Source organism: Paraburkholderia bryophila (assembly GCF_003269035.1).
In the GTDB taxonomy this organism is placed as follows: Bacteria; Pseudomonadota; Gammaproteobacteria; order Burkholderiales; family Burkholderiaceae; genus Paraburkholderia; species Paraburkholderia bryophila.
In genome coordinates this window covers 22,956-49,806 of sequence record NZ_QLTK01000010.1, presented here as the reverse complement: position 1 = coordinate 49,806, position 26,851 = coordinate 22,956, and the positions used below count along the sequence as shown (strand labels likewise).

Genomic DNA, 26,851 nt, shown 5'->3' with positions numbered 1-26,851 from the left:
CATGCCGAACAACGGTCTTCTACTAACGCTGTCGTCCCTTAGACTTTTCTTTCATCATGCCGATTCTCAAAGATACGTACGACAGCGTACATCGCGACTACGAAGCCGCCATCAACTGGATGAGCAGCTTGGGAATTGCCATCGCGCAGTCAGGGCGCATCGGGTATTACGAAAAGGTGCTTCGGTATTGGAAGGATGCGTATCGAACAGCATCGGATGAGGAGGGGCGTGAGGTATTTCCGGACTTCGTAAGTTCGATGTTCGAGATCTTCGAATTCGTTGCCGTGCATAGGGCATTTGGAAGTTTACCGCAGGAGCAGCTGACCGCGATTGTCAGGAAGCTCGAGAAGGCTGTAAATGGGCCTAAGAACGCGGCTGATGAGGCCGGCAATTCCGCCGCGGCAAGAAATTTCCTCTTCGAGGCGTGTGTAGCGGCACGAGTTCACCGCCCCGCCAGTGGCGTTGAGGCTATCCTGAGTGCCGATAGCGACACAGGCATCCGAATCGATCGTAAGAAAATATGGGTCGAATGCAAGCGCGTCACCAGTGTGAGTAAGCTCGAGGCAAACGTCCGCGATGCGTGCAATCAGCTCGGGAAGCGCTTTGGGGCGGAAGTTGGCTCTGGGCACCGCGGAATTCTCGCAGTCGACGTTACAAAAATTTTCAATCGTGGCGATAAGCTGTACATCAGCCAGGGGGACGATGAACTCGTCGCGTCGGCAGAGCGCATGCTTGACGAGTTCATCGCGCAGCACGCCATGCTGTGGCAATGGATATATGCATCCAAACACCGCAAAATCATCGGCACGATTTTTCGCCTTACATTTATGGCTAAGTCAGAAGCGAGCAACCTTCTGGTTCACAACGCTCACTGGGGGCTTACCCCACGCGCCGACGCATCGGCAGCCGACTTGCAGCTACTGAAGCAGTTGGTAGCGTCGATGCGGGAAAACGTCACCTCAACCGCAAACGAATGACCAGATTCAAGAGCCTTGCTTCGGTACCAAACCACACCCGTAGCGTTCTGCGGCGACGTTTCTCACACCTGTTGCCCAAGGAGCGGCAGGGCCGGCACTTGGCGCCGGACATTGAGCTTTACGACGAGGAAGTGGTGCTGCGCTTGTTTCAGGAGCTTTCTTGGACAAAGGCCGAGGCGCCGGATAGGGCGCTCGAGCTTTTTGAGGCAAACTGCGCCGATCCTGAGTCGGCGCGATCGTGTCTTGAAAAGCTTATTGACGAGGGATGGATTTGCGAGGGGTGGCATCGGCTGACGGTTTCGTACGACGTGGCGAGAGCGGCGGAGCAGGCGTTTCCTTCGTCATCCCCGTTTCGTAACTGGCTGGACGCCCGATATTGCACCGATTGGCGCTGGGATGCTCGCTCTAACGATGATGATCGCGTCGAGCAAATCGTGAAGCAGGTGCTGTCCGGGGCGACGCGACCCGCGCATATTGCTTGCCTATCGCCCGAGTGGGTGAGCGCCCGATTGTGGGACAGGAAAGACGCTGGCCCCGATGATCAGTCGATGCGGCTGCTTTGGTGGGTCCAGCGATGGATGGACTTGGGGTATCCCGACGTATCGCGCGATGCCTGGAGCTCGGCGGACTCGGAGGCTTTCCAGGCTGCAGCGCTTGCGGTCTCCGTCGACGAGTCACATCACCGCGGCTGGGATGAGTATCGGAAACTACTGCTGCAACTTGTTGCTCACGTTTCGAACCGGGATCCGGCGGATTTCTCCGAATACGTCGACGCTGTTCCGAAGACCCTGGTAGGCCGTGTAGCATGGCTGGACAACAATCGTGTCGAGCGCTTATCACTTGCGATTGGTGAGGCCGCGCATTTCTCTTTGGGACTCATGCGGATCCTGTGTCGGATGGTCGAGCAACAGGAGGGCGCAGCCGCGCCTCATCCGACGTTCGCGACGCTGGTTGATTTCGGGATGTCGCACCCGGAAATCCTCGGAGCCATAACGGGTGAATGCCATGATTGTCCCCGGCTGCTTGCTGACCTCTTGATGCACCCGCAGTCGTCGCCACTTGCATGCAAGATCATCGCAGCATGGCGGCATATCCCGGAGCCCTGGGAGCGGGATCTATTTCAAACTGAGGCAGCGCGTTCGACATGCGAGGCGTTCACTGATGCCGTTGACGTGATGGTTCATTGGCTCGAGCAAGGCAGAGTGCCACCCGAAGAAGTGGCGGCCGTATATTGGTGGCTGCACGGAAGGCGGGACGGAGGCGATTCTGGTGTTGTGTCAGTGGCCGAGGAGCTGTTGCAAATTTTCCGGGCACGACTGAAGCATGTGGATCCGGCACTGATGGTATCAATGGCCGACGCACTGATCGAAGCAGCTGTCGGGCAGCCCGTCGAAAGCGCACAATTTGTCGCAGCACTCGACTTCGTAGATGTGTTCAAGATCGAGAGGGTCAATCCGGAGGTCTTGACCTTAGCCTACGTTCTGTCGATTCAGGGCCGATCCCCGGCCCTGAGCGTTTCCCGGATTTCACCGTCGGCAGCAGTGACACTTTGTCGGCTGGCGAGCAGGACCGGTAACTACGGGGTGTTTCTTAATCCGTTCGACATCCGACAGCGGCTTCGTGAAACCGAAGAGGAAACTACCGCCCTGTTTATGCTCATCAGGGAGCTGTCTAACTCTGTTAGAGCGCATATCCGCATTTTGAGCAGAGCAGTGGCCAGTATTGGCGAGTCTGTTTCTAAGGAAATCGTCGATGCTCTGGCGAACGCCATTCGCATCGGCGCGCTCGCACACCGTGAGAAAGGGAAGGTACCCGCGTTCGCGCCGAGCTATGAGGCCCCTGGTTCGTGGTCGCAGCGAGAAGGGAGCATCGCCGCTGATTTGGGCGCGGCCATTAGCAAGCTCGAGGATTCTTCGTTGGAGAAAGTGCTTGTCCAGATCCTTGAAACAGACGAGCCAGGGTTTCTCGCGCAGTTGTCGTCTTGGTCACCGCCGCTGCTCCGAAGACGGTTTGAACGCCGGATCGATGCGTTGGTCCCTGAAGAGGCAGCGGAACTTTGGTCTATTGTTGATTTGCAGAAGCGAATCGAAGATCTGCTGAACGGGGGATTTGCCGGTGCGGCGGCCCAGTTCATGACGATAGAGACGTCTGCGACGACGCTGGGACCGGGCCGCGGGCGCGAAACGATGCGTCTGCGATTTGCTCTCCATCTAGCCTTTATGCAGGAAGACTGGAAGACAATAGACACCGCTGTGCTCCCTGAGAAAGTTGAACAGATGGACCGGCAGTCGCTTATGGACCTTATTTCCTTTTATCAGGCTCTGTCACAGGTCAAGCGTCCGGGCGGGAATCTGGACCGGGCAGTGACAACGCTGGAAGCATTGCATCGACAGAACCCGCAAGTGCAGAGCTACGCCACCAATCTGTTTGCGGCCAAGCTAAGCCGTGTTATGGGTGGCGATGCGTTTGCTATTCTCACGGGCGCGAAGTTGCGGGAGGGAATCGAACTGCTATCGGAATATGAGCAGCTGTCGGGCCGGTCCGTGACCGGCGCGGATGCCCATTCACTCGGCAGCAACAAGGCGTTGCTCCTGCTTGCCGTCGGGCGCCCCGAAGATGCTCATGTTCTGTTGCGCGCGGAGTACGCAGAACGAGCGACGGCGCAAATAGCGGCGTACGACGCGGTTGCCCTGGCCCGAGTAGGGCGACATGATGAAGCATTGGAGCTTCTGACGAACGCGGCGACTGCTTTCGGAACAACACCCTTGCTCGATGAGGTCAGGCATTTCATCGGTGCTTCGGTCGGCCCGATGCCGAAAACAGCGACGGGTGTTGCCCTAAGCGACGGAAGCGCCGAGAGCGAATGGTCGGCAGCGGGTGCGGGCGAGGCACCTTTTACATGGGACAATAGTCCCGACAAGTTTCACTCTCTCATGGTCACGTCTGTTTCGGGTGCGTCGGCCGGTCTGATGTCCCTGATGCTGCCTGCGCTGTCGCGTGCGAATCTTGACGAGAATGGGCTGAGCACTGTCATGCGGGAGTTGCTGACCGGCAGATTGCAGAAGTTCGGTTGGTCAGTGCCGGACCAGTCATTGGGTAGCCAAACTGTGGCAGGCAATCCCGGCGAAAGAGATCTCGTCATCAAGCATGGGAACTTCGAGCTTTCGGTGATCGAGGCGGTCATATGCAACGGCAACGCGAAGCACGCGATTAACCGTCGAGAACTGGTCAGTCATCTCAACAAGCTCTTCGGGTATGGTTTGTGTCGGATCTTTTTTCATCTCACGTACTGTTTCGACTCCGTTGTCGCCGACACGATTGAGGTACTCAAGGAGATTGCGGAAAATGAGGTCTTCGATGGCGCAAAATTTAAGCATATCGATGAGATGCCTTCGTTCGATTCAAGGCCCGATGGCTTTGCAGCCCATTACGTACTCGACAGGCGAACCGTAACGGTAGTATTCCTGGCGCTTAACCTTGGCCAGCGCACTCAAAAGGACGCGATGGTTGAAGCCGCAAGGCGTAAACGGAAGACGACCAGCGGCAACGCCTCGCACCTTGCTGAGGGCGAGACGCCCGATAACATCTAGCGGCCATGCACTGCAGGTTAATTACCGATAGCCGCATAGAACAGAGATCCTGTGCCAGCCTGTGCGTCATGCATGGGCGCAACCGATGGACGGTCTTACATTAATCCGCTAGCGTTCGGACTTGGAATTCGTCGACGTGTCTGCGTTTTCAGGCGCGATTCCCGGCTGGCCGGCAGCGCAACCTTTACACAGGGGGCACGATGACTCGCCTACGGAGGGCGCTGGCCAGCATTGCACGAGGCCTAATCCGAGCGCTTTTCGATCGTTCACCCGCCCGGGCGGCTATGCGAACAGCCGGCCACGTGGTCGTACTGCGCTGGGATGCAAAGCTGGGCGATGCCATTGTTTCGTCGCCCTTTTACCGCGAGGTCCGCAAGCTCCCTGAGATGCGAGTCACCGTTGTCACCGTCGCCGAGCTAGAGGAAATGCATCGGGAGGACTTCGGTGTAGACCGGGTCATTGTCACTCGCGCACGTCCCGGTTTCCGCGAGTTGCTACGCGTTCGCCGCGAGCTGGGCACCGTCGATGTCGTGGTGCACCTGGTAGGGCGTATTCAGCCTAGAGAAATCTTCTTTCTCTCGCGACTGAACGCGACACGTGTCTATTCCCTGGACGACGCGCTGCGTCTGGTAAGCCACAAATTGGGCGCAAGCACCAAGGACCTGCTTTTCGTGGAGAAGTACGCGCGCGTACTGCAGAGCCTCGGTCTACTGGCGGTGCAGACGGGCTATATCGTTCCGTCGCCCTCAACCGCAGGCGCGATGGGCATCGGCACTGCGGACATCGTCTTAAACCCCTACGGCAGTCGCGCAGACAAATCCCTCGCCACCACTAAGGCCGTGGAATTGTTGGGCACCCTGGCGGACACCTACCCTTGTTTCACAATTGGCATTCTCAGCAGCTTGCCTACGCGCCAGGCAGCGAAGCAGCTCGAGGTCCAAGTCGGGCGTCCCAACGTGAAGGCACTCGATGGCATTGAGACGCCCAGGCATGCAGTTGCTGCGGTGAGTGCATCGCGAATCACCATCACCGTCGATACGGCCATCGTTCATATGGCCGTGGGCCTGGGCAAGAACTTGGTGGCTATCTACCCTGAGATGGGGGAGGAGCCGAACCCATGGCTACCGCCTGCTTCCTGCACCACTCGCGTGGTCATTAGCCATCAGGACGTGCGGCGCTACAGGCTGACCGGTGCAAAGGACATGAACGAGTTCTCATCGTCGGCGGTGGTCGAGGCAGTTCGCGATCTAGGCGTGGCCTCTGCACCGGTGCAACCGGGCATCACGGTCGCCGCGCGTCTTGTTCGGGGTCTCGGGGTTGCAAGCGGGACGCTATCCCGCCAACTCCCCTTGATCAGTGCCACCTTTCCAGAGGTGGCCGAGTGCCACCCGGGTACTATCAACCTGCAACTGGACCGCGCGCTGCACGTGCGAGAGCCGGACCATCGCACCCCTCCGCTAGCATGGACCCCCAGTGGAAGAACACGGGAAGTTTTCGACCTGGTCCGCGTCGAACTGGAGCTTGTCGGGTCGGGAAGACGCTTTCCAGCTTGGCTCTACGTTGCGCACGGGTCCCCACACCGGAGTACGCCGACGATTCATGAGCTGATTGCGAAGCCGCTCGATCTTGCCCGGGAGACGGACTGTCGCCTGCATATCAGGTCGAGCGCGATAGAGGTCGGGACGACTGGAACCATTTGCACTGCCTAAGTTGCGCATTGCGCCATGAGCATATCTGTCCGGTCGATCCAGTAGGACGGATCGGCCTCGATGTGGAGGAATAACCTGGCCAGCAGGGTCTCCTCGCAGAGGAACTGCTCCACCGAACACTGACGCGTGCTCGTCCTCGTAAAGTAGGTGTTGTAGAGCTTCAGAATATCAACATTTGGCGCGGTGATGAATTCGTCCACCGCGATGTCGCGGCGCCTCATGACGTCACAGGTCGAGAAGTTGTAAAGCGGTCGATAGCCAGGGTCCAAGACACTGGCGGGGATGATGGACAATTGCTCCGGGGCACATGCCACGAGCGCCTTGATTCCACCCGGGTTGCCCCAAGGGTGCACTTTCTGACTCAACGCCGCATTGACTGCCCGTCCGAGCAGCGCGTTACCCTTTTGCGAGGCAAACAGGGCTTCGCTATACCAGTGCAGATTGAACGTCAAGCCTTCCGGAAACAGCGACATGGTCGGATCGCGAAAGAGCAAGGTGTCGGCATCGAGCCAGACCCCGCCATGTCGATATACGTACGCCATCCGGATGTAGTCACTCTTGGCTACGATCGTTTTGATTTCGCTAATCATTTCGAATCCTAGCGGCTCGAAGTCCCAGGATTTTCGCAGGAAATCCGTACCAATCAACCCAGGCACAGACCGGGGCGTCAGCAACTGGAACGCGCTACCTAGGGCGCGCTGCATTGACACGACCGCCAACGCGACATAAGGCGGCATGGATGTGCCGGGCGCTGTCTCCCAGTAGCTCACGTAGCGCGCAGCCTGACGTTCGGATGAGCTCACCGTGCCACCGTCATGCCGTCCAGGTTCAGGAGTCCACGCTCCGTAAGGAACGCGCGCAGCTTCAGCAGCGAAGGCCTAATGTCGTCCTGCCGTAGAAACTCGTTACCGAGCGCTGACATGTAGAGACGCAGCCAGCATGCTGATGGCACTTGCCGCAGGAAGCCGGCGAAGGAGGCGTGGTTGCCCCCTGAGAAGACCAGTCGAATAGTGCGCAGGATCGGCTGGTAGTCCGGGTCCGAGAGTATGGCGGCTATCGTGCTGTCGAGCTCGCCAGTGACGGCAACCGTATTCAGGCACTCCTCGATCGTCGCATCGTTCAGCGCAAACCTGGGGTCGATGGCAATGGGGTAGATCGCCCGGAAGGACTTGGCGCCATTGCGCATCGATTCGGCGAAGACCTTGTCGGCCGTTGAACCTGTGACGAGTACGTCGTCGCCGAAAATCACGTGAACCGAGGACCAGGCATAAAAATTGGCAGCTGGAATGACATGGTCCTGTACGAGGTTCACGCGTTCGCGCTCTTCGGTGCTGAGAGAGGCGTAGTTCTCGCAGGGCGGGGCGATTCGGGGCAGCTTCACGTTAATGATCGTTGGCAGGCCGAGGTGCGCCAGCTTCAGATTGATGTGGTCGACCACGATCCCGTAGAGCACGTTAGCCGTCGAGGGCACGTTGCGCCAGCCCGTGGTCATCAGAACGACACTGTCGCCGTTGATCCGCGCCTCGTTGAAGAGGCGGCTCCACTGACTGTCTGGGGCGTCCAGTGCCTGGCTCAGGTGCTCGACAATCAGCCCGGCCAAATGCCGGATACCGGCGATGCTCCCGTATTTGGCGCGGCTATAGATTGCCGTGAGTTCGCCTGCATCCTCGCCTGTCTCCATGTGGCGGAAGACTTTGTCGTCGTCATGCGTGATGTGATGGAGCGCCTCCCCGCCAAAGACAGACACGTACAGGCGCATGGAGATCAGGCCACGCTCCAGCAGCTCGGCGGCAAACGAGCGGAATCCCCCTTTTACGTCCTCGTGGCGGCCCGGACTGAGTGCATCCTGGAAATGGTCGAGCTTGGACTTGTCCGGGCTGCGGCGGATTTCCATCCAATCTGCGGGGTTCGATTTCGCGTAAGGTTTGGCCCGCGTTGCAGATTCGGTGTTCAAGATAAGGCTCATGCTCATTGTTGTGGATCGGCGGGGTGTGATGGACGGGGCGTCGTCAAAGACGCGGCCTGTATGTCGACCCGCTGGCGGCCTTCGAAGTAACTGACTGTCTTGAGGCCCAGCGGAATCAGGGCATCGACCACCTCCTGTACGCCGGCGCCCACGTCTTCTGGCGTGTGTGAGTCCGACCCAATGGTGAAAGCCGCTCCCGCACGAAGCAGCAGAGGCAACAGCGACAATGAGGGGTATGACCACTTGCCGTGGACTTCCCGCCCGGCACTGAGGTCCAGCGTCGTCTTGCGCAGCCCTGAAGCGTTGAGTTCGAATGCGATGTTGTGGCGCGCGAATGCCGGCAGAAGCGGTTCCACGTACCGATGCACGACGGGGCTAGACACGCCCCGCAAAAGGGTGTCGGCGTGGCCCACCGCGTCGAACAGCCCGCATTCCAGCAATTCGGCCAGCGTGGAAAAATACCGCTTGAGCACCGCTGGGTTATTCAGGCGTGCGAGTTCCCAGACCTTGACCTCGTCGCCGTTGGCCATCGAAATGTAGTGAATCGAACCGATGGCGAAATCGAGATCGTATCGGGCCAGCATCCGCGCTGTGTAGTCGCTGGCGCCCGGGAGGTAGTCCAGTTCCAACCCGCGCAGGATCTTGATCTGTCCGCGGTACTCGGTCTGGGCGCGCTCGATGTCATCGAAGTACTGATCCAGCTCGCTTTCGAGCAACCGGTTCAGACTGTCGACGTGGAAAGGAGCATGGTCCGTGAACGTAAGGACGTTCACCCCTTTGGCTAGCGCGGCGCGCACGACCTCGTCTACAGTGCCGGTCGCGTGCTTCGAATAGAAAGTGTGGACGTGGCAGTCGATCATCATGATGCAATCATTTTTTCGAGAACTCCGTCGTGACTGGCCATGGCCTTGACCACCCAATAGGGGTTATTCACAGTCGTCAGGATCGACTGCGTGAGCTCGTCGTGCTCCAGCCGCCCGACGAGATCGATAAACGGGCGCGTATAAAGCGCGCGGATCAGCGGTGTCTGAGCGACATGTCGGGAGAGCTGTTCCCAGTCGATGCCATCGATATGAATGTTTCCCAGGCGCTCAATCTCGATGCCGTAAAAGAACACGTCGCCATTCGGTTTGACCGTCACGTCCAAGCCGTTTTCGAGCGGTGCCTTGTTGATGCTGCCGAGCGTAAACGGTTTCTGGGTTTTCTCTTCGATCGCCGAGATGTACCCCTTCAGATCCAGATAGCCAGGCGGCGTGCCCGGCGCCGGATGGACGAGATTTTTGTAGTCCACGCCAAAGGTCTGGCCGTCGACGATTAACGCATCTTCAAGTGCGCCTCGCGTTTCGATCGTTGCGTCGAGGCCCCAGCGGGAAAGCTCTTCTACCAGGTAGCCTTGTGTGAAGGCTCGATCTGTATCGACCGACCGGAAGGAGAACGTCAGCCCATCCGGTTTTTGATTTTTCAGGTAGGCGATACTGAATCCATGGGGGCGGTGCCTGATCTTCTCGATGTGATGCGAATCGGAGCTGAGCCGGATGTTGCAGGTGTCGCCATTTGCCGTGACTTGGACATGGGTGCGCTCGTAGAAAGTCTCCAGCTTGTCGTGGGGGAAAAAGCCACTGGTGATGAATTCGAAGGCCTTCCCGCCACGGGAAAGCGCGAGGATCTGATGGAATACCTTGACGTTATTGAGCGGCTCGCCTTCCCCGCTGATAGATATTCGCTTTACGTCCGGCGAATTGATCAGCGACGCAAGGTTCTCGATGGCTCGGGGTGACAACTCCATGCTCGTCCCCGACATGTGTTTGTCCGCATACATACAAAATGCACATCCGATACCGCATATCTGCGTGATATCGATGTAAAGAAGGTGGCCCCTCATGTTCATTCGTGGTTACCTTGTTATTTTTAACGCGAAGCGACAGAGCGCCTCAAGCCTGTTGTGACACTTAGACCGAAACCATCTCGGTATGGAACGCCGTGGTATTTGCAAATCTCCTCGAAGTTCACGTCATGATTCAAGCTAAAAACGTGCAGCCCGGGCTGCTGATCCGCCAGCGCGGCGATACCAACGTAGTCCTTCACTTTGCTAGCAAACAAGGCACTCGTATTCACTTGGTCTTCTAACAACAGAAGCTGAATGCATTCGAGAATCTGGGAAGTGACATTTTGAACGACTTGTGGCTTGCCTTTCCCAGCGAAAAGCGTGTCCTCCAGCACGCCGACCATCTGCTCGTAATGGAGATTGGTGTCGGATAAGATGCTCTTAAATGTCTCGCGATATGCCGGATCGGCACGAAAGTCAAAGAGCTTGCCATCCAGCCGCTTGAGGAGGTTAAACCGTATGCAATTGGTCAGTTCGCCCACCAACGGCATACCGCACTCATATGATGCGCCTGCGCCAACGAAAAGAGCCTTCATCTTTGTATCCGTTTGCTGGAGAGATATTTACAGGTTACCATCGGCCAGTTGGGGTCAATCATCGCTCGATCGCGATCGTCCAATAACGAAGACCAAATTGCCCCCTCAAAGAGAAGGTAATAGCTAAGGCACCGAACTGTGTCAACTATCGACAGCGGCACTTTTTAAGGCTACACATTTTCATCCGTGTGCCCCGGGTGACTATCCCAGTCGCATTCGCCGCAGGCCTCGAAATACTCGCCGCTCGGCCCGATTTCAATTTCAAAAAAAGTGCGGATATTGCGTGATTTACAGTGCGGGCACTGGTCGATACGATCCGTGCGCTCACGGCTGAGCAATCGGGCATAGTGTTTTACAATGCCATCGACTGCATCGACGGCGATAATAGCGGCGGTCTTGTTGGCATTCCTGTGATGCGTCAGCCAGTTAACAAGCGGCCAAGCCTTCTCGGTTACAGCTCTCAGATAATTGCGAAGTTCGTCATTTTTCTCCCCCGGACACAATTGTCCCGTCAAGAGCCTGTTCCATCCAACGACATCGGCATCTTTGGGGCGCTCGCCATCAACGGTTACCTCGATACGACGCCGGACAGCGACGATCAGTGAAACTAGGCATTCGCGAAGTTGCATGCCGACAGCCTGCAAGTCGACGGCCTCCACCGCTCGCGCCAACAGGTCCGTGGCTTGGTTCTGCCGACGAAAAACTTCGTCAAAGGGCGTCGGTTCCGGTTCGCCGGCGCGCTCGCTGTGGCTCGCGACGCGCATCATTAGACCGACATGAAATGACAGTGTGTAATCGAGGCTCGGGAAGTGGCGCTGCGAATACAAGTTCGTCGGATTGGTGATGACCCACCAGCGATCTTTGTCGCTAGTGACATCCCACATCTCGTAAGGCCGGCCCATTACGTAATCAGTCTTAATCCGTTCCACATTTTGCACGGTCTCGTCGCGCGCTTGACTCTCCACGTAATCAGCAATGTCCTTCTCCGCATAGTAGTCGCGTTCGGGACTGTACCGGCCCAATTGGTCCGCAGGTAACGGATGGTCCGGCGGCAAAGTGCAGTCCGGTTCCTGCTTATCGTCATTGGTTTTATCGCTCATCGCAATTTACGTTTCGCTTCGTTAGGGGGCTACTTTCTACTGCGATGTTCGCACAAAAGCCTATTGCGGCAAGTTTGCTGTCGGTAGCGGATGTTCGCTGGCGGACAGCGGTTGACCGGAGTGGGGCGCGTGCTGCCGATCGTAGTCGTGCAAGGCCAGGGTAAGTATGCGTATTGCTTGAGTCGGCACGCGGCCATCTTGAGTCGTCCACCGGACGGCCCGCTCTGACATTCGAATGTTAGCGGCGATCCCAAAGCGGCCACCCAATCGACATCTCAGGTTGCAGTCTCTGGCTGCCGTTGGGAACGGCACCGCAGTAAGGTATCGTGTCAGTCGCATCGCACGTCGTCAGCCCTTCGTCAGGGTGACTGACGGCATCGACCTCGCGGGGGCCCCCCGCGCGCGTCGCATGCTGATGACGATCGGCGACAGGCCCATCGAGGCCACCACGACAACACGTTGAGCCATACGGGGTCCCACAACCATGAAGTTCGTTCACGGCAGCGACATTCAGCGCGGGCTGCGCGAGATTTCACCGAGCCAGATTGCAGTCGCCTACGTCGGCATCGATTGGAAAACCTATATCGTTCCCGAGAGGCTCCACGATATCGTACTGTCGCCGACTGTCGGCACCAATCCTGCCGCAATCGTCGAGATCGCCGAGGCGATCGGCTGGGAGCACGTCCATTTCCTCGACAACTTGCATGCCAAGATTTACCTCGGAGAGCGCGGTGCGGCGGTCGGCAGCTTCAACCTGACGGCTAACGGCCTGAGCGCCGAAGGCCTCCAGGAAGCAGGGTTCCTCGTCGAGGATGCGCGGGCGCTAGCCGAGCTGCGCGCGCGGCTGGATGACTACCGGCGGCAGGCGGCCATGGCCTATCCGACTACTGCGACCAAACTCGCGCGCCTGGCTGAACTTCGCGCGCTTTGGGATCGCGCGATCAAGCAGGGTGTGATTCGCAACGATGCGCAGGCCATAGCTCTGGACGCTTACCGACCGGTGTCCGCCGATGAAATTTACGTGTGCTGGGTGCTCGGCGACATCACTTACACCGATCAGATCGTCTCGCCTAGGACGGTCAACAACACGCTGTCGTTCCTCGAATCCGATATGGTGCGGCCCGACCGCTGGATTCTGTGCTGGACGCCACGCGGCGACGGGCACCCGGACGAACGCTACCGCCCATACTGGCTGCATGTCGACGAGGTGGTCGAGGGGGGCGCGCAGGAAGCGCCCTATACGAAGGTCGCTGTCGAGCGAACCGGCCGGGCCGAGCTCCCTCCGCCGTTCGAGATCACCGACGCGGCGGTGCATGCGCTGTATGCCGTGCTGAACTCGGGCGAATTCCCGGAATTTCTCGACAATCATGAAACCTGGTCGGTCGATCGCACGCTGCCGCGCCTACCCGCGTTCCTGCGTGCACTGAGCGAGGCCGCGCGGCAAGCCGCCACCGCCGCCCGCACACCCGAATCGGCTGAGGCGCTCGGCACGGCCACCGTCTCACCCGACGCGCTGGTCCGTGAATTCGGCGCGCGCATCCGTGAGGCGATGGACATTTCGCTTTCGAAGAAGTACGTGAAAACAACGATTGAGGGCCTGTTAGAGACGTATCCGCCCGTCACTCTCGCGAAACACGGGGCGCTGCGCCTGTCGTTCGAAAGCATCATGCTCGAACCGCGTTTCGCACCCTTGTTCAACAAGAACGACCTCGACTGCGCGCGCTTCAACCTGTTCGAGGCCGATCCGTCCTACCGACCGCCATCGGCGTAATACGGCCGGGCTGGGGCGGTTCCCACGGCTGGCCCCAGCCGTCGCCGGCGCTCCTGCGATTCCCGTATATTGACGGTCGTCAATACCGACCCGCAAAACAATGTCATGTGGCCGTTGATTGCTCGGTCATAGTCTTGCGGGTTCATCTTCCAAGGGGTGTTCTGCCAGATTAGAAACAATTCGTAGAGACCGCATAGGAGAGACCCCAGTGAAGCGGGCCACGCTTCTGGTCGGTCAAGCGGGAGTAGCACGTGGGTCATCAGGCATTTTCCGTGTTCGTCGTTGTCGATACTGCGGGTTGTGTTAGTCGTCATGGACGACGAAGAAGGGGCGCGAGTGCGGGTTGACGGTCACGGCTAGAAGGGCGTTTTGCCGTCTTGGCGTGTGGTACATAGACCTACGCACGCGCCTACTTCCTTCAAGGAACAGTACGGTTATCACCAGCGAGCGTCATAGTCGAATCGGGTGAACCTGAGCGCATGCCAATCCGTAAAGTCCGCACCGACTATCAGAGCGTCGCAGGTGCATCTCACGAATGACTCGCCCGAGCGTGAGTAAACGTCGCCGCCGACGTTTACGTTGAGCCTAAGTTGTCTCCTCGAATTCTCTCTCACCCGCGCGTCAAGCTCTTCCAGTGTGAAGATTGTGATATCTGCAACCTTTTCGGCCATGGCTTGGCCAATTCCTTTGCCCCGATAATCTCGGGCGAGCCATACTTCGTCGAGGTCGACTTCCACATCCTGCCAATGGGAGATTTGAATGCAAAACGTGCAGTAGCCAACGGGTGTCAGGCGGTCGGTTACGATCAGTCGATAGCACACCTCAGCCATGAGCTGTGGAAATTGGTCGTCTTCTAGTCGAATGTCTGAGGATGCGGACTGCGTCTTCCTCCCCGCGCGGAGTCCGTTCCCATTAAGTTGTGTGTGACCTTGTTCGATTTTCTCGTGTGGAGCGGCCGCTCGCATCCGGCGTCGCAGTTTCGATATGACTTGTTTCAGCCCCGGGGCGTTTGGGGGTTCTACGTAGATGACTATGTCATCCCAAACCGGTTGACCTGTCAGGTGGTCATCGGATAGAACGAAGGTTGGCTGTAAATGCAATTGCAGCGGAACAGATAGTAACTTCCTGAAGAGAGCATCCTTAGTGTCATGACGCATACGAGATCTCCAATCGCCAGTTCATGAGGTTGACAGATATCAGTCACTGTGGACGCCGACAACGTATCTTCGATCTTACCGTTAGGTAAGATTTTACGGGATCAAAACAGTGGATGCTTCGCTGCCTGTTGCTCAAACGCAGTGACAGACTCGGTAGTCGTTTCAGTACATGTGCTTTCCGGCAGTGAGTTCAATGTGGCATAGTGCGGCCGTTACCACGACGAAAGAGGAGCAATAATGGCCACACTCGAAAACCTGCAAGCAAAGATCGCCAAGTTGCAGGCGCAAGCCGAAGCAATTGCAAAGAAGCAGTCGTCGACAGTCATCGCGAAAATTCGCGAGCTTATGGAAAAGCACGGTCTGACCACAGCCGACATTGACGCGCATGTTGATGGAAAAGGGCGCGGGCGCAAACCGGCAGGTACTAAGGTTGCGGCAACGTCTGCGGCGGCAAAGTATCGTCATCCTAAGACGGGAGCAACGTGGACCGGACACGGTCGTGCACCAGCCTGGATTGCTAATGTGAAGGACCGCAGTAAGTTTTTGACTGATAGCGACTCGGAAGGCACGTCGACCACTGCCAAGAAGGTGGCCAACGCCGGAAATTATGTTCGTGGGCCGCAGGAGCCGAAATATCGCGACCCGAAAACTGGAGCGACGTGGAGCGGACGAGGTCCGGCTCCGGCATGGCTGGCGAGCGCCAAGGATCGAACGGCGTTTCTGATTGCTGGTGCGGGTGCTGCGGAGCAAAAGGTGACTGTGGTAAAGAAGGTTTCGGCGAAGAAGGTCGCGGCCAAAAAAGTCGCGGCAAAGAAGAATGCGACGGCGGCGAAGAAAGCTGTTGCCAAGAAAGTCGCCGCGCCTGCAGAGTCTCCCGCGCAAGCGTCCTCGCCGACGAACGGCGCGGCGGTTTAAGCGACTGCGGTCTGATGTTTCGTTGAGGGCGAGCGATCGCTCGTGGGTTCGACGAGCAGGGCGCCCCCGTCCTGCTCGTATCCAACCGACTGCCATCGTCTGTGCGTCGGCTCATGCGAACGGTTTCGGCGCCTTTCATCTCCTGGCATCCAGCATTGCGTCCCGATACGAGCGCGCTACTCTGGTACCAATCCGCGTGAACGGTATCCCTGCTCGCGCCTTTTCCACGCACTCGAGGACGATCAACGCGCCCTCTCCACAACGTTTGCCATCTCTCTGAGCGAACTCCAATTCCGAAATCTGCCCTCTGCGACGGTATTCACCGCAGATCCATTCGGACGCTGCGACCCGGTCTGCAGGGCGCTCGCGCATTGGCACGGCGGCAATCATTTCCGCGTTCTCTTCGTCGAAAGCGTTGACTCGCAAGATTTCTCTCACCTCGCGCATCAGCCCATTGCCGCTGCGGTTGGCGTCTCCCGGGGCGGAAATCCAGTCAGGGAAGAGTCGCGCCACTGCATCGGCGACGATTGTTGCGCTGAAGTCCCGCCAAAATCTTGGATGCGGCTGGTAGCAATATTCCATAGCCATCTCGAGGTTTCCCTTGTTCAGACACGACTCGTCGAATTCGCAGTCCGTGATGTAGTCGACGAGCAGGTCGACCGTTTTCGAGTGAGCGTTGTCAGTCGTCGCCAGGTTCTCACCGGTGATATGCATTTTAAGTTACTCCGCGTCATGGGTTATCGACGTGAATGGTTCACGCGCCAGCCGTATAGCCGACTCGAACGACCATGGCGATGCGGAAAGGCTGATCTTTCAGAAAAGAATTGAATTTGACGGAATACCGACAAGTCTCACAGTGAGATTCCGACGGCGTTGCTCGCCCTGACGGCTCCAGGCTCATAGCAACGCAGACATGAAGACTGACGCGTTGTACGCGGGAAACCCAACAACGTGGTGGCACGGCCGCGTTCTGCTTGGCGAGACTCGCATGTCAGCATCCGACTGCTTGGAGACAGCGACGGTCCACGAGCACGGTCCTGCTTGGTAAGCCATTGATTACACGTCCGCCGCGGACACTGCTTGACGTGTGGAACCCTCGCGAAGAGAGTGGCGTTTCATCACGGCGTCTCGATAGGCCTTGGCCACGATAGTTCCAGTACGCTCGACGGCATTTCCCAGCTTTGCCTGCTCAAGGCAATACACAACGTCGAGTGCCTTTTCGCCGCAGCGCTCATCGTCTGGTTGCGCGAACTCGAGGTGCACCGTCGCCCCTCTTTTCGCGAGCTCGGCAGCAATCCATGCGAACGCGGAGGAAGGGGTTTCCGGTCGTTCTACGACTTGCAGAGCCAGCAGCATCTCGGCGTTCGCTTCGTCGAATGAGTTGATTGCCAGGATGCGCTCGAGCTTTTGAAACAGTCTGTCTGCGCCGCCTCTCCTCATGCCAGCTGTCGTTCGCCAGTTGGGCATATGCCGGGACAGGGCGTCAATCAGGATCGTGACGTTGAAGTCTCGCCAAAATCTCGGATGAGGTTGGTAGACGTATTCGAGCGTCAGTGCGAGGAACATCGGCGTCAGATGCGATTCATCGAAGCCGCAGTCGTGCATATATGACAACAGCGCGTTGACGATATTGGCATCAGGATCAGATGCTTTTTTAGGATTGGTGTTGGAGTTGTTCAATTTGGGCTACGCCTGGTTAAGTGGTCGGGCCATCGAACGCCCTGGTCTACGAATGTCGGTCGTAGACTGCCTCGGGCGGTTGTTGGACTGCTGCCGTATAGCCCGAGCGAAGGTGCATGTGAGAAAAGAAAACGAGCAAATTTGCTGTGAGATCTTCAAAGCCCGGAGAATTGGCTTACAGACGGCGAGATTTCAGCCCGTTGCTTTGCAGGTTTTCGTTCGAGGGAGTCGTGCCGGACGACGAAGGGCGACCCATCGAATCAGTATCTGCTCGAGCGCCAGGCTGTTATCGACGTGAATGATTCACGCGCCAGCGGTATAGCCGGCTCGAACGACCATGGCGGTGCGGAAAGGCTGATCTTTCAGAAAAGAATTGAATTTGACGGAATACCGACAAGTCTCACAGTGAGATCACGCCAAGCAGCGCAGCCGGATAACAGTCTTCGCTGTCGATACTACTGTATTGTTCCTAACGCTGTTTCGACGCGCAGCCCTCAACGGATCTATGCGCGTTCGCGACCGACGTCGGTCTGACCGTGGTATGCCGCCACGGCGGAGGTGGCTGAATCAAGAGGCGCCAAGGCGTCAAACAGGCGCACTACCTTCGTTCGCCAGGATAAGGTCCTCGAAACAGTAAGCGTACTCATTCTTGACAAGTTCGGTCACGTCCAGCACACACTCGGCATTGTCAGGAACGACCTCCAGCACCGCAACAGCCAAGTGTTCGAAGCGTCGGCACGGGAAGCCCCACAGAGGGTGCCCCGGAAGCAAGTCATAATCTTTCGGAGCGTAGTCTGCGATTATGATTTCGACCAGCTTATTGAGGTCGGAATTGGGACTGTCCGGCGTGAGCTTGATGGGTTCATTGACCGCGGTCAACCGTCGGCGAATCACCTCTTTCAGACCAGCCAGCCAATCATCAAGAGTGGTTGCCCTCAAAATCTCCGCCCGTTCAGGCAGCGCTATCGTGTGCACCAAGCCCTCCCCATAACAAAATCGTGGCGGATCTTGCTCGAGTATCAATTTCCTGTATCGGTTAAATTCAGCTTGCAGTTCTCTCCGGTTGTAACCCCAGGTCCTATCAAGCCGCTTGCGGAGAATCTGAGCGGTCGTGACGTAGAGGTAGTCGGTTTCGAGTTCAATCCATTCCGACGGATCTTCGGGCAGCGCGTGGATCGTCTCGTGCCGCTGACCCTTGGGCCGCGTCCGAATGATTCGGTCGTCGTGTTCAAATAGCCAGCGATCGTAATTGTCGGATTCCCATGCGATCGGATAGCCATCAATGAGGGTATAGGCTCGGAAGGTCATACTATTGTTTTCGTAGAAAGCGGTTTATAGAAGCAGATGTGGACGTTTGCAGCTGCAAACGACTTCGTTCATCCATCTAATGCTGAATGGGTCTCACGTCCTTGGACTGTGTGGCGTTCTTCTTCGCCACGACGAGATCCTCGAAGGAGTAGGCGCGGTTGGTACGGACAAGATCACTCACGTCCAGAATGCACTCAGCGTCATCTTCCGTAACCTCCAGCATTGCTACGGCCATCGATTCCAGAGTGAAGCAGGGGAAGCCCAGGAGGTGTTTGATTCTTGGCGAGATGTCTTTCCATCCGAGGAAGCCACTAGTCTCGTCAACCAACACATTGATGTCGATATTGGGATCTGAATATGCGATGTCTTCCATACGGCTGTTGTGCACCGTCAGGTCTTTGCTCATGACGACCCGTAACGCGAACAACCAATCATCTAGCCCAGCACGCCTGATCGTTGCTGCGCGCTCTTCCGCTTTTCTTGCCTTTATCCCTTCCTCGTGGGTAGAGGCGAATCGGGGGTGAGGGAACTTGAAGGCTACTTGGAGGTATTCCAGAAATTCAAGTTCCAACGTCGTGCGATGAAAGCCCGCTGCTGCCAGGCGTTGGCGAAGAATTTCCGCTGTAGTGAGATACAGGTACTCGTCGGGCTCATGCCAATTGCTGAGATTCTCAACGTGGTTGTAGCGGGCTTGATAGCGTGCGTGTCTTTCCCTGGTTTCCGGGCGGATAACTCTATCGCTTCTGACGAAGTGCCATCGCTGATATCTGCCCATTTGACATCCAAATGGATAACCGTCAATTTCGAAATTTGCAAACCATCTCGTTGTCATGTGGCGACCACTTAAAGAATAGTGAAGATTACGAACCGAATAGGTGATCGGAACGGGCTTTGCTGTAAATTCGGTAGCTAGGAGCGCTTGTGCTTTGGTAAAAAGATATCACAAGAGTTGACGATTTTATTCACGTCAAAGACGAATATTCATTTTCGAATTCAATTTGTCGAATATCTGGTTAAGAAATAGCCTGGTTTTTTGCGTTGTATTTTTTAAAAGCTGGCCGCGCACTGCAAGCAGATCGGGGCGCAGCCGGACCGGCGTCAACGCTGCACCGTGTCTCTACTGCTGCAGTAAGTTAATGCATCATGCGTCGTTTTTTTGAAAACTTAGCTTAAAACCGAGCTGTATTTTAGTTAGGTCCTCCGCCGCTCAGGTGTTGTGTCAATTTGCGGTATCGCCGTGGATTGTCAACCCGACGAAGGCTGCGGTGGAAGCGCTGCAGCAGAACGGCTTAGTAAAACTATGTCGCCGCCGCGCGGTGCGCTCATCAACAGTAGGGCCGGCCCGATGTACCTGCTGGGGCGAGTGAAGCCGACGTGGCTGCGAGTACACCGGGTCGGCGGCAAAGCCCGAAAATGAGATCTTGCGAAAAATACATAATTAATAAGAGAATTTTTTAAAAAGACTATTTTGTTTCTGAAGATTCTCTGAAAATCGAATGGACTCGACCGTTTTTACGATGATATAAATGGTCTGTCGGACGCATCGACGAGCAGAGGTCTGAGTATGTCAAAGCAAAGTTATCCTGTTGAAGCGACCCTTCGAGTTACCTTTAATCGGTCGCAGGGATACGTTCGCCTCCACATAGATTTCTTGCGGTCATGGTGCCAGTCCGGCGCTATACCGGTTTGCAGCGGTTAATCAAATACGGGTGAACCGACTGACATTGACGGCGTTGCACAACCTGCTCGATTCGCGGAATTCGTGACGATGATTGCGTCAAATTAAACCTAATGGAAATAATGGTGAAAGGTATGAACAACATTATCAACGGTCGTGTCCCCGTAGCTCTCGGTCGTTTGGAAGAGCTCGGCTCATTCGGCGATCGACCCAAGATGGCTGCTGGTTTGCCGGACGACATGCCGTTTCTGACTTTTCCTCTACGTCTAAGCGAGGCTCGTTGTCTCGGAACCAGTGGAGAGCGTGGGAATTTTGGTTTCGGTCACATAGAGCTTGAGGACGGCATGCTGATGACGATCCGACTGCAACTTGACGGCGTGCTGTTTTATTGGCTTGCCGAAATGACCGACCCCGAACTGTGGGCTGCTATCGATAAGTGGCGTGGCGCCGGTCGGGTGCCGATCGGGTTGAAGATCGATAAGGGAGGTAAATGGGACATTGCGTTCCTGTCCATGGGCATAGGGCCAGGTCCACTTACTGACGAGAAGTATCGAGCGGCTCCGCGCCGCGTCGTAACCGCTCACGATTGGCGCGCGATGTCGGGTTTGAGCACCGGCTTCGTGCCGCTGCAGGCTACTACGGATATTCCAGGAGTGCCTTTGGAGCACGTCTTTGCGAGCGCGTTATTGACGGAGCAATTCGAGGCAGTGGCTTATGACGAGCCTTTGGTGAAAAAGCCGGTGGTTGTTAAGGCGCCTCACGGACGGCTCGTTTTGATCTGAAAGGTCATATCGACAATTTTCTCAAAAAATACGCGACCGCCGGTCGCGTATTTTTTATGACGAAGAGCTGGCGCTGATTTAAGGCGGTCGCGTCTGGTGTCGACGTGGCCGACGGAGCCCGGTCGCCATACAGGCTAGAAAAACCGCTCAGGTGCCAGTTGCCCACTTGTATGGGGTTAGGTTATGAGCATTTTGTTTGTCTCTTGTAGAGGGTTGAAAAAACTGGACGGTGTGGTGGGCGCCGATTTTGACGGTTTGGGTCGAGAGGATGTCATCGACATCTCTGCCGAACCGGAGTGGGCACCGTTAACGGAGGGGTTGGTCATCGGCGCTGTGTATGCGTTCCAGGAAGACCAATGGTTCAGTGTCGCCCGCAATACCATGGCATTTAATGAACAGCTCGAGAAGCTGGCGTACTTGGTCCGTTATGACTTTCGGCGGTCCGACGCGGATGAGCCCGGGGCCGTTCCGGGAGTTGTTTCGATATAGCGGGCGCGGTGTTTTCGGGACGGTCGCATGTGCAAAGCTCGCCGCAGACTTCGCTACTTGGGAACCGCTTGCGCAGGCGCGGCCGCTCGCGGATGGAGACAAGGTGTTCCATGAGAAGTACAAGCTCTGGCGAGAGATGTTCGAGTTTGCCGCGAAGGGCGGAGCTGTGTGGGCTCGTTCCTCATGAAAGTGTTTCTCCCGCGATTGTCACTATCTTGAGGTCTGCCGCGCGTGCAACGGACCAGACGCTGTCGACGGCTTGGCGTGAAATCGCTCAGTGACTGCCTCCGTTGGCACTGCCGCATCAGCGTTTCGACCTTCGCCATGGTGAATGGGAGCGTTGAGTGAGGAGGAGGTGTCCGTCAATGCCAATGGCCGGTCATTGGCAAAACGATGGCGATTGCGAGAACAACAGCGGCTACAGTCCCGAGGGCCATGACGGCGCTGCCGAGCCTATTGATGAGCCGGTCGACATTTTCCCGTGACTCAACAAACCGAAAAAGCCGTTCGCCGAACCGTTGAAACCATCTCATGAGTTGTCTCCGTTGGCGCCGTTGCTTCAGCGTATCGGGTACCTGATCCCTATCAAACCACGAGCGTCATAGACAGGTTCCATAGCACTATCTGCCGCCATCCAGAAAATCGGTCCAATCCCACGCATGCGCACAATCCATGGGGTGCGGGTCTTCTTCAATTACCGGACGTGTCGAATAGACTATGCGCTTTTCGAACAGGCTTCGCGCAGGTTCCGGTATCTCCCGAAGCCGCACATACGGGGTGTTATCGGAGGCGTGAATAGGAACATCAAGCTGTTGTGGGCGTGGAGGTAGTTCCTCCTTCCCAGTCAGCGCGACCGCAAGGGCACGTGCTATCAGGTCCCATATGGTCGAAGCGTAGCGTGGATAGTCGTGCAGGCTCGCTGCGCCTATTTCTCCCTGCACATCTTCGTGCAGTTCGACCTTGTAGTCTGCGAGCGCGCCATTCTTAATCCGGCCGATGTTGGCGGTTGCCAACACTCGGCTACCGCTCTCGCGGCCGCCCGGCCACAGTTCGACTGTTACTCTTAGCATGGGAGGTACCTCCGTCATATGGCGTTGAGAAATGGGCAAGCCTGTGCTGACCTGATACGCGGATCTGCTGCGCCTGAATCAACTTGTCTAGCCCCGCTGGGTGAAATTGTCCTTATGTACCTCGACCAGCCAATCTCGAATACGCTGCTGAGCGCCTTCATCGCTGATGCCACGCGTTGAGTCGAGAAGCACGAAGTTCCTCACCAACTCGCCGGGTTCAGATCCGAAACGGTGAGCGCCGTGCACGGAATCATCGATTGTCAGCCAATGCTTCAAGCGTTTCCCAAATGCATAGCAGGTGATTATGTCGGTGCGCCCAGTGCCGTCTCGCAAGTAGCTGAATCGGGCTTTTCTACCTTGGGTAGTGCCGACTACGCGTCTCACCAATTCTGCCGGCAGGTACGAAATGACCTTCTCCGCGGGCAGTGTTTGCAGCCACGAAGTTGTGAGAACAATTTCTACGGATGGGTACGGCTCCAGTATCTCAACCAGAAGCGGAGCAAATTCGAATAGTCGGCGCCCGGAGTCGAGAGCTATCTGGCCGCTTTCATCTACGAGCGCGTGGCCGGCATGAAGCGTCCCATCGTAGTCGACGAAAAGAGTGGGGGTCGTCCGATCAAGTACAAGGCTCGGCCTTGGACCGCTCAGCGTGGCAGGTGACTGGCGCGCCGTGGCGTCATACCAGTTCACGGTATGGCCGAGAGCTTCCAAGGCGACGTCGGCATCGCCCTTTGGCATAACCAGCATGGCAAGGCCGAAATCTTTGAGCACCTTGAACAAGCGTTCCGTCCCAACGGACTCGCCGCTTTCGATGCGCGAAAGTACCCGGGGTGATACCCCGATCCCGTCGGCTGCGTCTCGGATGTTGAGCTCACACCTAACGCGTGCGTCGCGAACCAGTTGCCCAAGTTGGTGAAGATCCACCGCAAGCGGGTTTGGGTTTGAACTGTCATCGTTCTTTGACGGGATAGGATCCATTGGCGTCTACCAACCTAACAGGGTTTGCAGCCGAGACATGAGCCAAGCGAGTTCGGACGGTTATACCCATGCCTTCCGAGAAAGGGCGGCGCGGACGCGCTGGAGAGTCGGATCGTGAGATTGGTTTGGGTGCTCGGCCGCATCACGCCTCGCGATAGGAACGAGTTGGGGGGGGCGAGATCTTCGCAGATAAGCCAGCGCTCGTGCCTGTCCGCCGTGGTTTGCCCAGCACTGTATAAATTGTCAAACCGTACGACGCAAGTCTTCGGCCGCGCACCTGGAACCAAGCCCGGCATCGTGTCTCGTGGAAAGTCTTCGGGTACGTCGTCGGTTTCCATGTTTTTTGTCTCCTGCCAGAAGCGCGACGGTCAATCGGGGTCTGAGGGGCGGCGCGAAAATTTCGACGCTTGCCATTGCTGCTGCTTACCGCGTCTGTGGAGGCACGGATCCGCCCAGATTCCTGGCAGCGCCGAAGCCGAAACGGCAAGGTCGACCACTAACGGGTAATGCCTTAGCAGGCCCTGGGCGACAGACTGGAAGAGGCCAGGGATGGCGACTTGACCCGCTGTAGCGAGAATTCGCAGGAAATCTCGCGTGTCGAGCACAGCCTTCGTCCGCTCGTCAGGCGTTGTCATTTAGCATCCTGTAAAAAATGCGCGGCGGCATTGATCCATCACGTTGAACATGGGCCATGGGAGGTATTTGCAGGAGGCTGCAGGATAGACCCAGGTGTTGATCGTCAGGTTATAGTGCAAGGCACATTTCACGTCACAGGCGGCCTCGCTTCAAGATGAAGCACATGTGTCCGTCTGGCGAGCTGGGGGGACAAAGAAACAAGTTGGCGCGAGTCGAGCGAGCCGACGAGCACCACCAGGGTCCCGCAGAGATCGGCTAGAGATTTCAGGGTGCCGAGCTGAACTTCCAGGCTGCAACTACCCGAAGTTTGGTGAAGAATATGGGCAGCCTCGTCGATAACGAGAAATTGCACTTGTCGTTCGCGTAACCCAATCTCGACGGCAGTTCGCAAGGCGACAAGTGTATTTCTGTGTATTCTGTGGGGACGGATTATTCGGCCGGTGCTCGAATGGAGTTGATATTGCACTTCTGGTGGCTCGCGATAGTTTCCGAGTTGCGCCAGGATTTGCTCGTAAAAATAGTGCCAGAATGAAATGTATTCAACGCTTCGCGGTGCCTCAACATAGATTGCAGGGATTGCCCTTGGGCTTGCCTTCGCGAATTGGTGGGCCTCTCTGAGCGCTGCGTCAACTATATGTTTGGCGAGAGACGCATTGGCAGATTCGGATCGCCCGCACAAAAGAATGATGTCGTCACCGGGGTGCCCGGTATGCCTCGCGGAAATCGCTCTTATGGCGTCGTTCACCGAGTCGGCGGAGAACTCTGTTCGCTTTTGCATGATTTCACCTCAAAATTCACGAGAGCTCGGCTAGCCATCTATCGTCATTGCCTGTTCGCGTGCTGCATAGTCCGCGCACAACGATCGAGCGAGGTACGGTTGAGAAGTCAGCGATGGACTGTCGAACCTGACAATCTGAGCGAGGCCCTGAGCGAGTCTGCGCCCCAGGCGTTTCCTCATTTGACAGTCATTCGGGTGCACGTGCTGCCGATGACAAGGGCCGACTCCATCGCATCAATGAAGGATTCTCCGCGTACCTCGTTGAGTTCCATGTCTGTCCCCCGGTTGTCGTCGGCAAGGCCGAGAGATGTCTGTCGACCGTAAAACCATGCTAGCGCCGATGTGACGTGTCAGTGCGAACGAAAAATGGGGCTGTTGCACAGGTAGATTTTCTTTTAGACAACTTATGCTTTCTTGCTGGCCGATTGGCCAAGTTATGCTTGTTGCCGGCGTGTCGTAGCGGGAAAAGTCCAAGGGCAGAGGACACGTTACGCTTGCATCTCGGGACGACTTTTGCGTAACGGCACATCGAAACCCTTTTTTGTTTTTTACGGCTTGAAATCAATAACGGCATGCGGCCATATACCGCCCTCGCTGTGCGATTAATTCGGATTCCGATTCCGGGTGTATGGAATCCGGCCGGTTTTTGGCGGTGTGCCGATTTCCTGTTAATCGACTCCAACCGCGTATCGGCTCTATCGATTCGATCGGATATCTACACCAGTCCTTTCTTAACGTTTCAGGGTTTCTCGTTGGCGGTCGAGCGCACAGATTGACCCGCGACGGGCCGATAAGCTCGCCCAAGTGCGGTCCTGAATTCTGTCCCTGCCAAGTGGCACATGGTTTGCTCAGTGTCGGCGTCACGACCGTACCCATAACGAGAACTATCATGCGACCCGACCACACCGTTACCGAATTCGCTTCGCCTCAACCTTTGCTGGGTTCGTCCGTGGAAGACGGCGGGGAAGCCGTGCCACGCAGTCGAACTTCCGTGCTCTCGCGCGCGACTTTCTGCTTTGCGTGGCTATTCGGACTGGAGGCGTTTCTGAACTCATCGGCCGACGAGATGCCGCCATGCCGACTCGACCGCCACTGAAATACGGTCGCGCTGGTCGATGCTGCCGCTAGGCGAGCCCGGTAGACAACCGCACCCGTCGCCCCTCAGCCAGTCACTCGATACGCCATAAGGTAAGGGTTGCCGGTAATAGGGAAACTCCGTGTAAAAATTGGAGCTGTTTCGCCGTTAAATGAAGACGGAAGGCCGTTCGATGTTTGCCGTCCGTTTTCAGCACGGGTCTTTGTCACGCGGCGGCCGGCGCCGCAACTCACCTCCGGGCAACGCCCGTGCCGAAAGCTTCACTCCGGACACGCGCGCTGTCACCGTGCCAAACGAACGTGCCTGACCACAGCAGGATCTGATCAGACCGCCTAAGAGCGGTTTTTTCTTGGACGGCACAGGCTCCCCGTCACTCTCGCGCTACCCAGCCGCATTGGCACTGCGCAAATTGAATTCGCAGCCACTTCCGTTGTAAAAAGTTTTATGACGCACGTCAAATATCACGGCATAACTGACATTTAAATGCGGGACCGCATTAGTCAGATTAAGTTCCCGTCTTTCTAAAATAAATTTACTCTCCTCTGTAATACCCACTTTGTCGTTGCCTCATTTTCGAGCAATATGCCGGCGCTAATCGGTATTGGATCCGACCCGATTACGTCACGCGTATTAAATGCTGTTGCATACGCGCAACTTTTAATATTGAGAGATTGCAAATGACTTCTGTCTGGAGCAGGCGTCACGGCTCTGCGATGTTGCGATAAATGCAGGAAAAACAACGACTTAATG

23 protein-coding genes are annotated in these 26,851 nt (G+C 56.7%); 7 read left to right on the top strand and 16 right to left on the bottom strand.

From position 1 onward, the window contains the following. Positions 1 to 56: 56 nt before the first annotated feature. The 3 genes from BX591_RS16935 (at position 57) to BX591_RS16925 (ending at position 6,276) form a co-directional block, all read left to right on the top strand. Positions 57 to 977, top strand: a complete 921-nt coding sequence (locus BX591_RS16935; RefSeq protein WP_111932540.1) for a hypothetical protein — start codon at positions 57 to 59, stop codon at positions 975 to 977. Next, the gene (locus BX591_RS16930; protein WP_111932539.1) at positions 974 to 4,567 is read left to right on the top strand and encodes a hypothetical protein; all 3,594 of its coding nucleotides are present in this window, start codon (positions 974 to 976) and stop codon (positions 4,565 to 4,567) included. Before BX591_RS16935 ends, BX591_RS16930 begins: the two co-directional genes overlap by 4 nt. A gap of 302 nt (positions 4,568 to 4,869) precedes the next feature. Next, positions 4,870 to 6,276: a glycosyltransferase family 9 protein gene (locus BX591_RS16925; protein WP_208459613.1), complete on the top strand. Its 1,407-nt coding sequence runs from the start codon at positions 4,870 to 4,872 to the stop codon at positions 6,274 to 6,276. Here the strand turns inward: BX591_RS16925 and BX591_RS16920 are convergent. The 6 genes from BX591_RS16920 to BX591_RS16895 form a co-directional block, all read right to left on the bottom strand. Then, the gene (locus BX591_RS16920; RefSeq protein WP_208459614.1) at positions 6,273 to 7,079 is read right to left on the bottom strand and encodes a glycosyltransferase; all 807 of its coding nucleotides are present in this window, start codon (positions 7,077 to 7,079) and stop codon (positions 6,273 to 6,275) included. The two genes, BX591_RS16925 and BX591_RS16920, sit on opposite strands and share 4 nt — an antisense overlap. Next, positions 7,076 to 8,230, bottom strand: coding sequence for a hypothetical protein (locus BX591_RS16915; protein WP_208459615.1), 1,155 nt, complete (start codon positions 8,228 to 8,230; stop codon positions 7,076 to 7,078). The genes BX591_RS16920 and BX591_RS16915 overlap by 4 nt, the downstream gene beginning before the upstream one ends. A gap of 14 nt (positions 8,231 to 8,244) precedes the next feature. Beyond that, on the bottom strand, positions 8,245 to 9,105 hold the full coding sequence (locus BX591_RS16910) for a histidinol-phosphatase (protein ID WP_208459616.1): 861 nt from the start codon (positions 9,103 to 9,105) through the stop codon (positions 8,245 to 8,247). Then, positions 9,102 to 10,124 (bottom strand): radical SAM family protein, encoded by a 1,023-nt coding sequence (locus BX591_RS16905; RefSeq protein WP_276330771.1) that lies wholly within the window; start codon positions 10,122 to 10,124, stop codon positions 9,102 to 9,104. Before BX591_RS16905 ends, BX591_RS16910 begins: the two co-directional genes overlap by 4 nt. 26 nt (positions 10,125 to 10,150) lie before the next feature. Continuing rightward, positions 10,151 to 10,663, bottom strand: a complete 513-nt coding sequence (locus BX591_RS16900) for a hypothetical protein (RefSeq protein ID WP_146749778.1) — start codon at positions 10,661 to 10,663, stop codon at positions 10,151 to 10,153. A 170-nt stretch (positions 10,664 to 10,833) separates the two neighbouring features. After that, positions 10,834 to 11,763, bottom strand: coding sequence for a gamma-glutamylcyclotransferase (locus BX591_RS16895; protein WP_111932534.1), 930 nt, complete (start codon positions 11,761 to 11,763; stop codon positions 10,834 to 10,836). 484 nt (positions 11,764 to 12,247) lie between these two features. Here BX591_RS16895 and BX591_RS16890 point away from each other — a divergent pair, with 484 nt between their 5' ends. Beyond that, a complete protein-coding gene (locus tag BX591_RS16890) occupies positions 12,248 to 13,534 on the top strand; it encodes a phospholipase D family protein (protein ID WP_111932533.1) in 1,287 nt (428 codons plus the stop codon). A gap of 437 nt (positions 13,535 to 13,971) precedes the next feature. On the opposite strand, the gene BX591_RS16885 is transcribed toward BX591_RS16890, so the two are convergent. Continuing rightward, complete coding sequence (locus BX591_RS16885; RefSeq protein ID WP_111932532.1) at positions 13,972 to 14,691, bottom strand: GNAT family N-acetyltransferase; 720 nt, start codon at positions 14,689 to 14,691, stop codon at positions 13,972 to 13,974. A 237-nt stretch (positions 14,692 to 14,928) separates the two neighbouring features. On the opposite strand from BX591_RS16885, the gene BX591_RS16880 reads away from it, so the two are divergent. After that, entirely contained in the window at positions 14,929 to 15,606 is a 678-nt protein-coding gene (locus tag BX591_RS16880; RefSeq protein ID WP_111932531.1) for an H-NS histone family protein, read from the top strand. A gap of 135 nt (positions 15,607 to 15,741) precedes the next feature. On the opposite strand, the gene BX591_RS36765 is transcribed toward BX591_RS16880, so the two are convergent. From BX591_RS36765 to BX591_RS16860, 4 genes are all read right to left on the bottom strand, one after another. Further along, entirely contained in the window at positions 15,742 to 16,320 is a 579-nt protein-coding gene (locus BX591_RS36765; protein WP_176343070.1) for a hypothetical protein, read from the bottom strand. A 342-nt stretch (positions 16,321 to 16,662) separates the two neighbouring features. Next, positions 16,663 to 17,286 (bottom strand): hypothetical protein, encoded by a 624-nt coding sequence (locus tag BX591_RS36760; RefSeq protein ID WP_111932530.1) that lies wholly within the window; start codon positions 17,284 to 17,286, stop codon positions 16,663 to 16,665. A gap of 585 nt (positions 17,287 to 17,871) precedes the next feature. Continuing rightward, on the bottom strand, positions 17,872 to 18,594 hold the full coding sequence (locus tag BX591_RS36515; protein ID WP_167444575.1) for a HEPN/Toprim-associated domain-containing protein: 723 nt from the start codon (positions 18,592 to 18,594) through the stop codon (positions 17,872 to 17,874). 76 nt (positions 18,595 to 18,670) lie between these two features. Further along, positions 18,671 to 19,426 carry a HEPN/Toprim-associated domain-containing protein gene (locus BX591_RS16860; protein WP_146749777.1) on the bottom strand — a complete coding sequence of 252 codons (756 nt, stop codon included), beginning with the start codon at positions 19,424 to 19,426 and terminating at the stop codon, positions 18,671 to 18,673. A gap of 980 nt (positions 19,427 to 20,406) precedes the next feature. Between BX591_RS16860 and BX591_RS16855 the strand changes: the two genes are divergently transcribed. Together BX591_RS16855 and BX591_RS16850 are read left to right on the top strand one after the other, a co-directional pair. Further along, complete coding sequence (locus BX591_RS16855) at positions 20,407 to 21,054, top strand: hypothetical protein (RefSeq protein ID WP_244146954.1); 648 nt, start codon at positions 20,407 to 20,409, stop codon at positions 21,052 to 21,054. A 183-nt stretch (positions 21,055 to 21,237) separates the two neighbouring features. Further along, positions 21,238 to 21,543 (top strand): hypothetical protein, encoded by a 306-nt coding sequence (locus BX591_RS16850; RefSeq protein WP_146749776.1) that lies wholly within the window; start codon positions 21,238 to 21,240, stop codon positions 21,541 to 21,543. 362 nt (positions 21,544 to 21,905) lie between these two features. Here the strand turns inward: BX591_RS16850 and BX591_RS36510 are convergent, their stop codons facing one another. From BX591_RS36510 to BX591_RS16825, 5 genes are all read right to left on the bottom strand, one after another. Further along, entirely contained in the window at positions 21,906 to 22,076 is a 171-nt protein-coding gene (locus BX591_RS36510) for a hypothetical protein (protein ID WP_167444574.1), read from the bottom strand. A gap of 87 nt (positions 22,077 to 22,163) precedes the next feature. Then, complete coding sequence (locus tag BX591_RS16845; RefSeq protein WP_111932527.1) at positions 22,164 to 22,613, bottom strand: hypothetical protein; 450 nt, start codon at positions 22,611 to 22,613, stop codon at positions 22,164 to 22,166. 87 nt (positions 22,614 to 22,700) lie between these two features. Continuing rightward, positions 22,701 to 23,591, bottom strand: coding sequence for an HAD domain-containing protein (locus tag BX591_RS16840; RefSeq protein ID WP_176343071.1), 891 nt, complete (start codon positions 23,589 to 23,591; stop codon positions 22,701 to 22,703). A gap of 368 nt (positions 23,592 to 23,959) precedes the next feature. Beyond that, the gene (locus tag BX591_RS37250; protein WP_338068901.1) at positions 23,960 to 24,226 is read right to left on the bottom strand and encodes a BPSL0761 family protein; all 267 of its coding nucleotides are present in this window, start codon (positions 24,224 to 24,226) and stop codon (positions 23,960 to 23,962) included. A gap of 128 nt (positions 24,227 to 24,354) precedes the next feature. After that, entirely contained in the window at positions 24,355 to 25,005 is a 651-nt protein-coding gene (locus BX591_RS16825) for a TniB family NTP-binding protein (RefSeq protein ID WP_111932526.1), read from the bottom strand. Positions 25,006 to 26,851: the final 1,846 nt, after the last annotated feature.

What these genes read in the sequence shown, in the direction of transcription:
- BX591_RS16935 (WP_111932540.1), top strand. Translation starts at nt 57, where the DNA reads ATGCCGATTCTCAAAGATACGTACGACAGCGTACATCGCGACTACGAA.
- BX591_RS16930 (WP_111932539.1), top strand. Translation starts at nt 974, where the DNA reads ATGACCAGATTCAAGAGCCTTGCTTCGGTACCAAACCACACCCGTAGC.
- BX591_RS16910 (WP_208459616.1), bottom strand. Translation starts at nt 9,105, where the DNA reads ATGATGATCGACTGCCACGTCCACACTTTCTATTCGAAGCACGCGACC.
- BX591_RS16905 (WP_276330771.1), bottom strand. Translation starts at nt 10,124, where the DNA reads ATGAGGGGCCACCTTCTTTACATCGATATCACGCAGATATGCGGTATC.
- BX591_RS16900 (WP_146749778.1), bottom strand. Translation starts at nt 10,663, where the DNA reads ATGAAGGCTCTTTTCGTTGGCGCAGGCGCATCATATGAGTGCGGTATG.
- BX591_RS16895 (WP_111932534.1), bottom strand. Translation starts at nt 11,763, where the DNA reads ATGAGCGATAAAACCAATGACGATAAGCAGGAACCGGACTGCACTTTG.
- BX591_RS16890 (WP_111932533.1), top strand. Translation starts at nt 12,248, where the DNA reads ATGAAGTTCGTTCACGGCAGCGACATTCAGCGCGGGCTGCGCGAGATT.
- BX591_RS16885 (WP_111932532.1), bottom strand. Translation starts at nt 14,691, where the DNA reads ATGCGTCATGACACTAAGGATGCTCTCTTCAGGAAGTTACTATCTGTT.
- BX591_RS16880 (WP_111932531.1), top strand. Translation starts at nt 14,929, where the DNA reads ATGGCCACACTCGAAAACCTGCAAGCAAAGATCGCCAAGTTGCAGGCG.
- BX591_RS36765 (WP_176343070.1), bottom strand. Translation starts at nt 16,320, where the DNA reads ATGCATATCACCGGTGAGAACCTGGCGACGACTGACAACGCTCACTCG.
- BX591_RS36515 (WP_167444575.1), bottom strand. Translation starts at nt 18,594, where the DNA reads ATGACCTTCCGAGCCTATACCCTCATTGATGGCTATCCGATCGCATGG.
- BX591_RS16860 (WP_146749777.1), bottom strand. Translation starts at nt 19,426, where the DNA reads ATGACAACGAGATGGTTTGCAAATTTCGAAATTGACGGTTATCCATTT.
- BX591_RS16855 (WP_244146954.1), top strand. Translation starts at nt 20,407, where the DNA reads ATGAACAACATTATCAACGGTCGTGTCCCCGTAGCTCTCGGTCGTTTG.
- BX591_RS16850 (WP_146749776.1), top strand. Translation starts at nt 21,238, where the DNA reads ATGAGCATTTTGTTTGTCTCTTGTAGAGGGTTGAAAAAACTGGACGGT.
- BX591_RS36510 (WP_167444574.1), bottom strand. Translation starts at nt 22,076, where the DNA reads ATGAGATGGTTTCAACGGTTCGGCGAACGGCTTTTTCGGTTTGTTGAG.
- BX591_RS16845 (WP_111932527.1), bottom strand. Translation starts at nt 22,613, where the DNA reads ATGCTAAGAGTAACAGTCGAACTGTGGCCGGGCGGCCGCGAGAGCGGT.
- BX591_RS16840 (WP_176343071.1), bottom strand. Translation starts at nt 23,591, where the DNA reads ATGGATCCTATCCCGTCAAAGAACGATGACAGTTCAAACCCAAACCCG.
- BX591_RS37250 (WP_338068901.1), bottom strand. Translation starts at nt 24,226, where the DNA reads ATGACAACGCCTGACGAGCGGACGAAGGCTGTGCTCGACACGCGAGAT.
- BX591_RS16825 (WP_111932526.1), bottom strand. Translation starts at nt 25,005, where the DNA reads ATGCAAAAGCGAACAGAGTTCTCCGCCGACTCGGTGAACGACGCCATA.